Annotated in this window: 10 protein-coding genes; 5 read left to right on the forward strand and 5 right to left on the reverse strand. The window is 67.9% G+C overall.

Features of this window, described 5'->3' with window-relative positions; all coding sequences use genetic code 11:
- The first annotated feature begins 914 nt into the window (after positions 1-914).
- Positions 915-1,328, forward strand: a complete 414-nt coding sequence (locus tag ABZS37_RS30285) for a carboxymuconolactone decarboxylase family protein (protein WP_355174653.1) — start codon at positions 915-917, stop codon at positions 1,326-1,328.
- A gap of 926 nt (positions 1,329-2,254) precedes the next feature.
- Here the strand turns inward: ABZS37_RS30285 and ABZS37_RS30290 are convergent.
- Both ABZS37_RS30290 and ABZS37_RS30295 read right to left on the reverse strand, forming a co-directional pair.
- A complete protein-coding gene (locus ABZS37_RS30290; RefSeq protein ID WP_355174608.1) occupies positions 2,255-5,215 on the reverse strand; it encodes a hypothetical protein in 2,961 nt (986 codons plus the stop codon).
- Positions 5,216-5,386: 171 nt separating this feature from the next.
- Positions 5,387-5,773, reverse strand: coding sequence for a cupin domain-containing protein (locus ABZS37_RS30295; RefSeq protein ID WP_355174610.1), 387 nt, complete (start codon positions 5,771-5,773; stop codon positions 5,387-5,389).
- A 7-nt stretch (positions 5,774-5,780) separates the two neighbouring features.
- Between ABZS37_RS30295 and ABZS37_RS30300 the strand changes: the two genes are divergently transcribed.
- The gene (locus ABZS37_RS30300; protein WP_354978222.1) at positions 5,781-6,740 is read left to right on the forward strand and encodes a helix-turn-helix domain-containing protein; all 960 of its coding nucleotides are present in this window, start codon (positions 5,781-5,783) and stop codon (positions 6,738-6,740) included.
- Between the two features lie 109 nt (positions 6,741-6,849).
- Here the strand turns inward: ABZS37_RS30300 and ABZS37_RS30305 are convergent, their stop codons facing one another.
- On the reverse strand, positions 6,850-7,413 hold the full coding sequence (locus tag ABZS37_RS30305) for a CGNR zinc finger domain-containing protein (RefSeq protein ID WP_355101639.1): 564 nt from the start codon (positions 7,411-7,413) through the stop codon (positions 6,850-6,852).
- An 89-nt stretch (positions 7,414-7,502) separates the two neighbouring features.
- On the opposite strand from ABZS37_RS30305, the gene ABZS37_RS30310 reads away from it, so the two are divergent.
- Together ABZS37_RS30310 and ABZS37_RS30315 are read left to right on the forward strand one after the other, a co-directional pair.
- On the forward strand, positions 7,503-7,952 hold the full coding sequence (locus ABZS37_RS30310; RefSeq protein ID WP_355174612.1) for a VOC family protein: 450 nt from the start codon (positions 7,503-7,505) through the stop codon (positions 7,950-7,952).
- Positions 7,953-7,961: 9 nt separating this feature from the next.
- A complete protein-coding gene (locus tag ABZS37_RS30315; RefSeq protein WP_355174614.1) occupies positions 7,962-8,822 on the forward strand; it encodes a pyridoxamine 5'-phosphate oxidase family protein in 861 nt (286 codons plus the stop codon).
- A 156-nt stretch (positions 8,823-8,978) separates the two neighbouring features.
- Here ABZS37_RS30315 and ABZS37_RS30320 read toward each other — a convergent pair whose 3' ends face one another.
- Entirely contained in the window at positions 8,979-9,878 is a 900-nt protein-coding gene (locus ABZS37_RS30320) for a LysR family transcriptional regulator (protein WP_355174616.1), read from the reverse strand.
- A gap of 79 nt (positions 9,879-9,957) precedes the next feature.
- On the opposite strand from ABZS37_RS30320, the gene ABZS37_RS30325 reads away from it, so the two are divergent.
- Positions 9,958-10,914 carry an EamA family transporter gene (locus tag ABZS37_RS30325; RefSeq protein WP_355174618.1) on the forward strand — a complete coding sequence of 319 codons (957 nt, stop codon included), beginning with the start codon at positions 9,958-9,960 and terminating at the stop codon, positions 10,912-10,914.
- 296 nt (positions 10,915-11,210) lie between these two features.
- Here ABZS37_RS30325 and ABZS37_RS30330 read toward each other — a convergent pair whose 3' ends face one another.
- On the reverse strand, positions 11,211-12,104 hold the full coding sequence (locus ABZS37_RS30330) for a LysR substrate-binding domain-containing protein (RefSeq protein ID WP_355174620.1): 894 nt from the start codon (positions 12,102-12,104) through the stop codon (positions 11,211-11,213).
- Between the last annotated feature and the right edge of the window lie 28 nt (positions 12,105-12,132).

A 12,132-nucleotide genomic window follows, 5' to 3' on the forward strand; every position in this document is an offset into this window, starting at 1 on the left:
TGGAGCGCAGGTAAGACCGGGACCCGTCCCGGCACCGCGCGGCGAAGCGGTAACTCACCCGGACGCCGCGTGTTCCACGCGCAGCGTGGAGGGAATCTCCGCCCTTCAGGACGGAGAGGATGTCAATGCTGACGGAACCGATTCCGTATGGCGGTGACCTCTTCCGGAAACGATCCGTCGTCGTCCACGGGAGTCCGAAAGGTGGCGACCTTAGTCGTCACTCAGATTGTCACTCGCTATGACCGGCAGCCTCTCAGCGGGTCTACGGCTACCCTCACGCCATGCAAGCCCTCATGGTTGATCTGCTACCGATGACGCTGTGGCAACCTGGCAACCTCTACGCCGGAGGGCGACTGCACTTCTGCGTAGGTTGGAGTGATGAGCGGACCGTCGAGTGGCAGGGGCGTCAGATTCTGGCTGGGAAGCCCGGCGGCGCTGCACGGATCAATCAGCGCTACTTCCAGCCCAAGCAAGGTGACTAGGGCAGCGGCCCACGCTCAGCTTGGGAATCGCGTTGATCTACACGGGCGTAGCGACATTCTGGGGGCAGGCGGCACACGGCGTGTCTGCCTCGCTGATCGGGCGTCCCGCGCTGCCCCATTCTGACCGCTGCACCGGGCACGCTACGGGCACGGTCATCTGACGGCGAGGAGGGTCGTCATGGCGTTGGTCAAGAAGGGCTCTCGGCTCATAACGGTTGACGGGGTCACCTACAGGTGGCGAGTGCGCGGCAGACCAACCTATGTCCAAGGGCTGTGTGAGCGACCGCTCGCTGTCGCTGTAGAACAGGTCGATTGCAAGGGCACCGCGCCCCCTATCAACTGACGCGCGGGACGTAACCCGTTTGTCCGGCACGGCAATGGGTACCCGCCGGTCCAGCCGACAGGACGATTGGGCGAAGGTAGGGCGTGACCATGGCGGGAGACGAACAGTACGAGCGGGGTCTTGAGGCGCTGCGACAGGCCGACGGCGGCGCCGCGCAGAGACTCCTGGAAGCCCTCGCCGACGTCTCACCCGAGCTCAGCCGTCGCTCCGTCGCCTGGTCGTACGGGGATCTCTACGTCCGGCCCCAGCTCGCGCGCCGGGACCGGGAGCTGCTCACCCTCGGCATTCTGACCGGCCTCGGTGATGCCGGGGCCCAGCTAGAGGTGCACGTTAACGGGGCACTCAACGCGGGCCTGACGCCGTCGGAGATAGTCGAGGCGCTGCTGCAGGCGGTGGTCTACTGCGGCGTGCCGCGGGCCGTCAACGCCACGCTCGTCGCCAAGAAGGTCTTCGCAGAGCGCAACCTGCTCCCTGTCCCGGCAAGCAACACCCCGGCCGGCTGACCTCGCCGTCGTCGCGCTGCCGACCCGCGCACACGTCTCTGCCAGGCGACATAGAGCGCGTTCCTGCGTCGAGGCTGGCGCGGGCGGCTCAACGAGGCAGGATCCACGGGCGACGCCGGCCCCGGATCTGGTCAACTGGCAGTTCACCGCCGACGGGCCCAACCGGCTCTGGGTCGCCGATACCACCCGCATCCCCTGCGGCGAGGGCGTGTTCCTGACGTGGGGCCTGGCGCGCACACGGCGGAGGGCGGGGACTACACGATCTTCGTCGAGTTGACCGTAAACCCTCGCGAGGTGCCCGAGGCAAGTGGCTGCAAGCGCCTGCACCTGATGATCAGGGTGATCCAGCAGGGTTAGGTAGAGCTCCTGCGACACCCTCCAGTCGCCGTCGCCGTACAACGCGCACCCGACCATGGCATCCGTGGCTCCGGCGATGTCGTTGCGGCCGAGAGCCCACCGCACATCGACGGGCGTTGCCGATGGAGGGTTGTGAAAGGTGCGGTGCTCGTGGCTCATGACCAGAATCTTCGACCATCGCGGCCGCCGCGAACACCCGCATCGACACGTGCGGACGCCGCACCGACTCTGACCTGCTGGAACGTGGAGCCGCAGGCAGGGCTGGGTGCAGTTGAGGAACGTTCGATGCCGCTGGACGCAGTTCACGGCCGCTCGGGGCACCCCGCTGCTCCCGACCTGCTCCCCCTAGATCGGGCTCGCACCGGGCGGTGGGCTGTTGGGTGAGGATCTTCGCGTGTCGGTGTTCGAGATGTAGCGAGGTCGCACGACCTGACCGACGCAGTGTGGGCGGCGCTGGAGCCGCTGCCGCCTGTTAGGCGTAGGCCAGGTCGGCCGTCCACGTGGACGAAATGACGGCTCCTTCACGGGATCCGGTGGCGGACACGGGTCGGTGCCGACACCGGAAGGGCCTATCCGAGGGTGAAGCGGAAGAAGCGAGGGCGGTAGATGCTCGGGTCACGGTAGTGGTCGCCGTCGGGCGAGACGCGGGTGTCCATGCTGTTGACGTTGTACGACGCGATGAACGTGTCGCCGGAGCTGAACGCCGCGTGCACGTGGGCGTTGTACGAGATGACGTTCGGGTTCCAGTAGCTGCCATATGGTCCGGGTTCGGGCATCCGGTAAACAGGGGTCTTCTGGGTGAACGGACCGTACGGTGAGCAGGACGTCCAGGCGTTGATCTGGCCGCTGAACGCCTGGGTACTGTCCTGGCTGAGCAGCAGGAACTGTCCGCCCCAGGGCGTGACGCTGTATTCGTTGGCGATCCCGGTCAGCAGGTTGCGGGAGTTCTGCTCGCGGAACGTCCAGCCCCACGGCGTGTGGTACTGCCAGGTGCCGGTGGCGAGGTCGCTGCCGTACACGCGTGCGATGCGCATCTGTTTGTTGATCGGGGAGTCGTCCACACCGTAGACGTAGGTGTAGCCGTCACCGCTGCGGCTGGCCGGCAGGAGCGCCGAGCCCCAGGCGACGCCGCTGGCCGAGGGTAGCTGTCGGACGCTGACCGGGGTTCGTAGGTTGGACAGGGCGAAGTTCGCCACCACGTTGCGGTTGAACCGCCAGTCCCAGGCGCCGGAGCCGAAGCGCTCGTATTCCTGGTACACCACCTGGAGTTGCCCGCCGGAGAGGTGACCGTCACCGACCCAGTACCACTTACCTGGTCCGGAGGGCGGCATCAACGCTCGCGGAGCCCCGGCGGTGCCGCCCTGGTAGGTGGTCAGGGTCCCGCCGCTTTGCACCACGAATGTGTTGTTGACCAGTGGTGCGCTGACCGGTCGGGTGCCGTCGCCGTTGAGCGGTCCCATCCAGGTGTCGGAGAACAGCCAGACGATCCGACCGTCGGGCAGCTTCACCGAGTACGTGGAGTCACCGCCGGTCCAGCCGTCCCGCGTGCTGGCGGCGTACCGGTTGAATGTGCCCTCCGGCTCGACGGTGGTCTCCACGCTGCGCACCGACAGCGGCCGCAGGACGCACGAGCGGCCGGTGAGCGGCAGCGTGGTCTCCACGTAGGTGCTGAACGTCTTCGGGCTGCTGTCCGCGTCGGCGGAGTGGATATCCAGCTCGGTCCAGGTCGTCACCAGGGTGGCGACCATGGGGTACGCGAAGTCCGGCACGGTGATCAGGCCACCGGCGTCGGGGTAGCGCATCGTCTTGATGCTCGGGTACTTCACCTGCGTGCCAGCGCTGCCAGCCGGCGACCAGATGACCACTGCGGAGCTGCGGTTGGCGTCCTTGCTCGTGTCGATCAGCAGCGTCGAGCAGTACCCGCAGCCCGGGTCGCCGGAATTCTGGACGGCCCGGAAGTCGTGGTAGACGGCGCCGCCCTTGCGCAGAATGTCTTGGTACTCCACGTGCGTGCCAGCGGGGGTGGAGTGACTCTTGCGGGCCGGCCGCGCGCCGCCAAGAATGTCGCCGCTCGTCCCACTCAGGGCGGAGATGTTGTCACGCCACAATCTCGTGTCGATATCCGTGTAGCCGTAGCTGCGCCACGCGTCCACCGTCGGGGCGGGGGCGGCGTTCGCCTTGGCCAGCCGATAGTTGGCGATGTGGTAGCCCAGCAGCATGTCCTTGAAGTTCAGGCCATAGCCCTGCGCGGCGTGCCGGATCGCTTCGATCGGCAGATGGTCGTGGTCCCGGATGCTTTCCCAGGTCCGCCGCACGAAGACCGGGTCGATCTGCTCAGTGAGATAGGTGGGCAGCAGGAACGCGCCGTACTGCGGGCTGCCTCCCAGGCCACCCCACGAGTTGAGCGCTGAGCCCGGCATGCTGAGCACGTCGTGGACGTTGCGCGCATATAGCTTCTCCTCGCCGGGGATGGGCAGGTACGGCTCCCGGACGTAGGTCTGGTGGGCGGCCCACTCCGCGGTGGCCTCCATCCACCAGTTCATCGAACCGAACTCCTTACCGCGCACCCAGCTGGCGACGAAATCGAGACTGACGTCAGACTTGTCCCAGTACTGGTACTGCATGACGTGGAACAGCTCGTGCCGGGGCAGGTAGTCCCAGTCGGTCTGCCCGTTGGGCACCAGGATGGTGGCCTGCTGATTGAGCCCGACCGGCAACACGAAAGGCGCGTCAATCTCCAACCCGACTCCGCCGACGACAGGGATCTCGTCAACGCCGTAGACCAACACCCACGGCTTGCCGTCGCGCACCGGCAGCGGGTAACCCATCTCGCGATACTCGTCGACAGCGATCGCGAGCGAATTCAGCAGGTGCTGGACGGCCTTGGCCCGGCCGTTGGAGTGGTAGTCCGCCGGAATGCCCGGTCGGCCTGCTCCGGCGATGTTGAACAGGATGAGGAACTCGCCGGCGGATGCCCGGCAGCGGTAGGTGACACCGAGATAGTCGTACGGCTGGGCGGCGCAGTCGTCGTAGCCGGCCGCCGCAGGGGCGGCAGCCGGCGCGGCGACGTCCGGCGCGATCATCCTCGCCGCCTCGGGCTCAACGCTCGCCGCCAGCATCGAGAGGTAGGTCAGGTACCGCTGCGGGTCGCGGATGGCACCGGTCTGCCGTAGGTGGGCGGGTACTGCCCGGGGTGAGCGAAGCGCGGTGAGTCCGTACCGCACCGCGTCGTCCCGGGAGAGCTTGCCCCGGTGGTACGCCGAGAGGATCCGTTCGTTCGGTCCGAAGTCGGGCGGAGTGACTGCCTTGTGGGGCGCAATGCTGGGCGGGGCCTCCTCGAACGGCTTGGGCCTCGGGACCGGCGGGGTAATCAGGTCCGGCTCGGGGGTGTGCGGCGCTGGAGCGGTGCCAATGGCACGGCTGGCGGCTCGCGCGGTGTCTGGGTCGGGTGCCGCCTGCGCAGCGCCACTGGTAGACACTGCCCCGGCCAGAACTACCGTCGCTATGACCAGAGCCAGGGTCTTCCTCATCTACCGCTCCTAGCTGGAGATTGTTGGACGTATCGGGTTGCACATGCAGATCTAAGGTGCGTTGAGCGGCCACTGTGGATCGTCTCGACCGCCATGTGAGCCGAGCTTCCGCCCTTGGGTCGCAGGCCAGATCACGAGCCCGATCTCCGACGGCGTGTTCGGGATCGCCGGCTACATCGCGACGATGCTGATGCCGATCATGCGTGCGCCGGTCTCGGTACGCGGGCGGTGCGTGCTGCCCGGAGCAAACACCACGTAACTGCCCGGACCCAGACGGTGGCCTCGATCGATGAACTCACCCGACACCACGTAGTAGCGCTCCTCGCCCTCGTGCACGTCCACCTCTGGCCACTCCGTTCCCGGGGCGAAGTCGTACATCCAGCCGCGGGCCCGCTCGGTCGCCGGCAGGCGCCGCCGGACGACGCCGGGGACGACCTCGACGGGTTCTACCTCATCGACCTGCAGGATCTGCACATCATCGGATACATGCGTCATGCAGTCATGATCGTCGTGCCGCCGCTCACCGGCCAGTGTCTGCAATGACGTTGCCAGGTACATTCCTGCCATGATCATTCATCGGGTGGTCGCCCTGGTTCTGCCGCCGCAGTCCACCTTCGAACTCGCCTGTGTCGCTGAGGTGTTCGGCGTGCGGCGCCCCGGTCTACCAGTCAACTACCGGTTCGACGTGTGTGCCGAGCAGCCGGGCATCGTGCCCACCATGGCTGGTTACGACATGGCGGTCACCAGCGGGTTGCACGCGCTCGAGACCGCGGACACTGTGGTGATTCCGGGTTGGCAACGCCGCGAGCAGCCCGCGCCGTCCGCCGTGATCGATGCGCTGCGGCGCGCTCACAGGCGCGGTGCCCGCATCGTCGCCATCTGCTCCGGCGCTTTCCTGCTCGCCCACGCCGGCCTGCTCGATCAGCGCAGGGCGACCACTCACTGGCGGATGGCCGCCGAGTTCGCCGCCCGATTTCCAGGCGTGCATGTCGAAGCCGACAGTCTGTACATCGACCTCGGCGACGTCGCGACCAGCGCGGGGACCGCGGCCGGCATCGACCTGTGCCTGCACCTGGTCCGCAATGACCACGGCGCCGCTCACGCCAACCAGATCGCCCGGCACATGGTCATGCCGCCACATCGCGAGGGCGGGCAGCTGCAGTACGCAGCAGCATCCCTGACCGCGCACACTCCGGTGTCCTTGGGCCCAGTGCTCGACTGGGCCACGGAGAGATTGCAAGATCCGCTCACCGTCAACGACCTCGCCACACAGGCCAGAATGTCCCCGCGTACGTTCGCCCGCAGATTCACCGCGCAACTGGGTATCAGCCCAGGACAGTGGCTGCTCCAGCAACGGATCACGGCTGCACGAGCGCTGTTGGAGGAGACCGATCTGCCGGTCGAGACAATCGCGACCAGAGTCGGCCTGTCCACGGCCACCAACCTGCGCCGCCGTTTCCGCACCACGGTGAACACCACACCAACCGCCTACCGCCGCTCCTTCGGCCGCGGCGGGAGCACGTAGACCGCACGCCACCACACCTGGCCCAAGCTGCCCCTTCGGCACGTGGAGAGCAGGGGACCCTCGCGCCCGTGGTCCGGTCCGGCACCGCGATTTCGCAGGCCCTGGCGTCTCAGACCGCCTCGCCATCCGATGCGGCGTGCTTACGGCGGTCGTAGTGGCGCGCCACTCGCACCCGGTTTCCGCAGGAGTTGCCGCACCATTCGCGGTTGGGCCGGTCACGGAGGAACAGCAGTACGCATCCGGGCGCCGCACACGTACCCAGGTGGCCGGCGGCGACGAGGGCGACAGCGTCGGCGGCAACCTCGGCGATGGCACCGGTTATGGCCGCTGCTCCGTGTCGCGTCGTCAGTCGTGGCTCCGTATCGGCAAAGGCGAGCTCCTGCCAGCGCGGTGCCATTCGGGCGGCGGCGTTGAGGCTCTCGACGTCCACCGCGGCGGGAATCTGGCTGGCCGAGACGGCACCAGCGATGGCACGGATGGCAGTTCGAATGCCTTGGGCGGCAGCCAGCTCGGCGGGACCTACGGTGCTCAGCGCCTCGTCGTCGACCGGCACGGCGCACAGGAAGCTGACGCGGCCAAGCCAAGCGGCGAGATCCGCAGGTGTCTGAAGCTCGTCACAGACCTCCCCCCGACGAGTGCGGACGGTATTGGCGAGCTCGATCGCAAGACGCACGAACTAATGATACCTGCCCCTTGTGGCCATTAGTTCACCCTGTTAACTTCTAACGGCCGCTGGTGAGACGACCATTAGGAAGGCTGCGAATGACCGATCAGAGCATCATCACGGGCCACGTCGGGTTGAACGTCACCGACCTTGACCGCTCGCTCGACTTCTACAGTCAGGCGCTCGACATTGAGGTCATCGGCCGCTCAGATGTCGACGGCCGGCGCTACGGCTTCCTCGGCCGCCACGACCTGCTCATGATCACACTCTGGCAGCAGAGTGGCGCGCCGTTCGCGGCTGACCGCGCCGGCCTGCATCACCTCTCGTTCCAGGTCGCCGACGTCCCGGCCCTGAACGAGGTCGAGCGCCGGCTGCGCGGGCTGGGTGCCGACATCCGCGATGACAACGGTGTGCCGGGTGAGCTAGCCGCCGCCGGGCAGGTGTTCTGCTACGACCCTGACGGCATCCGCCTTGAGGTGTACGCCTTCCAGCGTCCACCCCGGCCGGCGACCGCCACCGGCGACGGCCCGCCGTGCGGCTTCTTCTAGGGGTATGGCATGAGAATTCACTCAGGCGAGGTGTACGTCCAACGCAGGTCCGGCTACACACGCGAAGGGCTCGGCTCGGCCAGCATCGGCGTGCGCCTTCCGGAGATCGCGCGCCAGTTCCTCATCCGCCAGCGCATGGTGGTGATCGGCGGACACGACACGGCCGGAGCGTTATGGGCGAGCCCGTTGTATGGACCACCCGGCTTCCTGCGTGCCAGTGGCGAGCGCGGTGTGATCGCGGACGCCGCGCCTGCCGCGGGCGACCCACTGGAAGCGGCGTTCGCCGCCCCGGCTCCTCTCGGTGCACTCGCCATCGAGCCGGCCACCCGCCACCGCATGCGCATCAACGGCACAGGTCACGTCCAAGGGGATCGGCTAATCATCACGGCCGACCAGATCTTTGCGAACTGCCCGAGGCACATCACCCGCCGGGAAGCCCACGGTGACGTCAACACAGGTATCTTTGCGGCCCCCAGCGACCGGCTTTCCGACGAGCAACTGCGCGTCGTGGCCGGTGCCGACACCTTTTTCATAGCCACCGGCGCCGAAGGCCATGGAGCGGATGTCTCGCACCGCGGCGGCAGCCCCGGGTTTGTCGTCGGCCGCAGCGCCACGACGCTGTCCTGGCCGGAATACCGCGGCAACGCCATGTACATGACCCTCGGCAATATCCACGTACAACCACGTTGCGGCCTGCTGTTCATCGACTGGACCGGCTCCCGACCTGCCCTACAGGTGACGGGCAGTGCCTCCATTGACTGGAACCCCGGCCGGCTGGCAGATCACCCGGGCGCTGAGCGCATGGTCGACATCGTCATCGACAGTGTCGTCGAGACGCCGGGACACGCGCTGATGTGGCGTTCGCTATGAGTTGACCCGCAAACCTTCCACCCCAGACCGGGATGCCGGGCCGATCGGCGACCGATGCATTCGGATGTGCCGACACCACGTACGCCCAGCAGCAGCGCAACCGTCTCCCGCAGCGCAGGCCAGATGAGAGACCGGAGGCCGTGCTCGGCTCACGGGTCAGTTCGCTGCCGCCCCGGTGGGCGGCCCGGTCGGGATCTTCAGAACAGCGAGAAAAGCCTCTACCGCGGGGGTCCGGCCCAGGCGGCTCCAGACGAGGTACTCGACACGGGCCGGTGCATCGGCCACCTCAACGGTGCTCACACCGCTGAGCCGTGGCACGTAGGCGGAGGGGAGCATGGCGACGCCCAGACCCGCGGCGACGAGCTCAGCAATCAGGTCAGCGGCGGTCACCTCGAACGCGACGTCGCGGACAAGGTCGGCGGCGGAGAATGCCTGATCGGTCTGGGCCCGCCCCGCGCTCCCCGCCGGAAAGTCGACGAAAACCTCGGCAGCGAGCCGGTGGAGGTCGACTGCCGGTTCCCGCGCGAGCGGATGATCCGGGGCGACCACGGCGACGAGCCGGTCCCGGGCGAGTTCGTGTACATCAACGCCCTTCGGTTGAACCCCTCCCGGCAGCCCCAGGAACGCCATGTCGATGACGCCCTGCTTGATCTGCTCCACGAGTTCGCCGCTCCCGCCGACGCGTAGGCCGACGCGCACGTACGGGTACCGCTCCCGGAACGCGCGAAGCGTGGCCGGAATGTCGACGGCCGCAACTGTGGGGATCAGACCCACCGTCAGCCGTCCCCGTACCTCTCCCACCGCCGCCGCGACCTCGGCGGCCGCGCGTTCGGCGGCGTCCAGACACTGGCGGGCGGCGGGGAGGAACGCCACCCCCGCCGGGGTCAGCCGCACCCGGCGGCTGGTCCGCTCGAAGAGCCTCGCGCCGAGTTCCCGTTCCAGGCGCGCAATCTGGTGACTCAACGCGGACTGGACGACCAGGCACCGTTCGGCGGCCCGGGTGAAACTGCTCGTCTCGGCGACGGCGAGAACGTAGCGCAGCTGATGGAACTCCATTGATCCATCTTTCCTGTTGATCGATCGGATGACAAACATGTGTTGGAGTCATCGATGAGCACGTGATCAGACTTTCGACATGACAAGTTCCGGAGCGGAGAGACTCCCCCGCGGAGCCGGCGGCGGCACGTTGCCCAGTAACCTGCCGCGCACTGCCCTGACTGCGCTCGCCCCGCTGGCCTGGGGCACCACCTACGTCGTCACCACCGAGCTTCTTCCGCCGGGCCACCCGCTGTTCGCGGGACTCCTGCGCGCGTTGCCCGCCGGTCTGGTGGCGCTGGCGGTCACCCGCACGCTGCCGAAAGGGGCGTGGTGGGGAAAAGCGGGCGCGCTCGGCGTACTGAACATCGGACTCTTCTTCCCGCTGCTCTTCGTCGCGGCCGAGCGGCTGCCGGGAGGCGTCGCGGCGACCCTCGGCGCGGTGCAGCCGCTCATCGTCGCCGTCATGGCCGCGACGGTCCTGCGGGAGGGACTCTCCGTCTGGCGCGCCGTCTGGGGCGTGACCGGGGTGTTGGGCGTCGGCCTGGTGGTGATCGGGCCAGATGCCGCGCTCGACGTCGTGGGGATCGTGGCCGGCCTCGTTGGCGCGGCCACGATGGCGCTCGGGGTGACGCTCACCAAGCGCTGGGGACGTCCCGCCGGGGTGAGTCCGATGGCCTTCGCCGGCTGGCAGCTCAGCGCGGGCGGCTTCTTCCTGGCGCCCATCACCTTCCTCGTCGAGGGGCCGCCACCAGTGATCGACCCGCCCGCCATACTCGGCTACCTCTGGCTGGGCCTGGTCGGCGGCCTGGCCGCGTATGTCCTGTGGTTCCGCGGCGTCACCACGCTGCCCGTGACCGCCGTGGCGGTTCTCGGTTTACTCTCGCCCCTGGTCGCCGCGCTGCTCGGCGCCATCCTGCTCGATCAGACGCTCGGCCCAATCCAGCTTTGCGGGCTCGGGCTCTCGCTCGCCGCAATCGTCGCGGGACAGCTCTCCACGCCAGCCGGCCCACGCCAGACGGGCGTGCAGGTTGGACCGGACGGGGCAGCTCGATGAAGATCGCCCCAGTCGGAGCCGCGGAAACTGGTCGTTCGTGCGTCGGCGAAACGGACGGCCCCGCCACGGATCGCGCAGCTGCGGTGCGGACGGTTGCCGGCTGCACTCATTGGTAGCCGGGCCAGGATGAGGATGCGCACGAATGAACAAGGGCCTCGCGCCTACAACCGCCTCGTCGTCGGGCGCCCCGGATATCAGGGTGAGTTGCGGCCAACGGCTCGTCGCAGGCCCGTGCTGGCACCCGTCGCGTTCGGTGCGTGGGCGATCGAGACGCCTACGGCGGTGCCCAGCGAGCGTCACTCGTGGCTTCCGGTGTCATTGGCGTGGATGTCGAGGAGTGCGAGGAATGCCTTCGCCGCGGGCGTGAGCTCGGCCCGGCTCCAAATGACGTGCTCGACGCGGGTCGGCGCGTCCGTGACCTGGATGATGGTCACGCCGGTGAGCTGCGGCGCGTAGGCGGACGGGAGCATCGCCACGGCAAGTCCCTGCTCGACCAACCGGGACGTGAGGTAGGCGTTGGTCACCTCGAAGGCGACGTCGCGACTGAGACCGGCTGCCGCGAATGCCTGATCGGACTGGATTCGCCCGGCGGTCTTGGCCGGCAGGTCGACGAAAACTTCGGTGGAGAGCCGACGCAGGCTGACCGCTGACTCTGCGGCGAGGGGATGGTCCGGGGCGACCACGGCGACGAGCCGGTCGCGGGCGAGCTCTCGGGCGTTGACGCCTTCGGGTCGCGCGGTGGTGGGGAGGCCGAGAAAGGCCGCCTCGACGGTGCCCTGCTTGACCTGCTCGATCAGTTCTTCGCTCGCACCCGCGCAAAGGTTGATGCGTACGGAGGGGTACCGCTGACGGAAGTCTCGCAGGACGCCGGGAAGGTCGACTGCGGCGACGGTGGAGATCAGGCCGATCACGAGCCGTCCGCGTACCTCACCGACGGCCCCCGCGACCTCGGCGGAAGCCCGCTCTGCGGCGTCCACGCACTGACGGGCGGCGGGCAGGAACGCGGCGCCGGCTTGGGTCAACCGGACACGTCGGCTGGTGCGCTCGAAGAGCTTCGCGCCCAGTTCCCGTTCCAGGCGCGCGATTTGGTGACTGAGCGCGGACTGCACCACCAGGCAGCGCTCGGCGGCCCGGGTGAAGCTGCTCGTCTCGGCGACCGCGATCACGTAGCGCATCTGCTGTAGCTCCACCGATCCATCTTCTTTCACGATCGATGAG

The organism is Micromonospora sp. NPDC005413, from assembly GCF_040606435.1.
Lineage (GTDB): Bacteria > Actinomycetota > Actinomycetes > Mycobacteriales > Micromonosporaceae > Micromonospora.

Excerpts from the sequence above, each read along its gene's own strand:
- ABZS37_RS30285 (WP_355174653.1), top strand. The coding sequence starts at position 915 with ATGGCGGGAGACGAACAGTACGAGCGGGGTCTTGAGGCGCTGCGACAG.
- ABZS37_RS30290 (WP_355174608.1), bottom strand. The coding sequence starts at position 5,215 with ATGAGGAAGACCCTGGCTCTGGTCATAGCGACGGTAGTTCTGGCCGGG.
- ABZS37_RS30295 (WP_355174610.1), bottom strand. The coding sequence starts at position 5,773 with ATGTACCTGGCAACGTCATTGCAGACACTGGCCGGTGAGCGGCGGCAC.
- ABZS37_RS30300 (WP_354978222.1), top strand. The coding sequence starts at position 5,781 with ATGATCATTCATCGGGTGGTCGCCCTGGTTCTGCCGCCGCAGTCCACC.
- ABZS37_RS30310 (WP_355174612.1), top strand. The coding sequence starts at position 7,503 with ATGACCGATCAGAGCATCATCACGGGCCACGTCGGGTTGAACGTCACC.
- ABZS37_RS30315 (WP_355174614.1), top strand. The coding sequence starts at position 7,962 with ATGAGAATTCACTCAGGCGAGGTGTACGTCCAACGCAGGTCCGGCTAC.
- ABZS37_RS30320 (WP_355174616.1), bottom strand. The coding sequence starts at position 9,878 with ATGGAGTTCCATCAGCTGCGCTACGTTCTCGCCGTCGCCGAGACGAGC.
- ABZS37_RS30325 (WP_355174618.1), top strand. The coding sequence starts at position 9,958 with ATGACAAGTTCCGGAGCGGAGAGACTCCCCCGCGGAGCCGGCGGCGGC.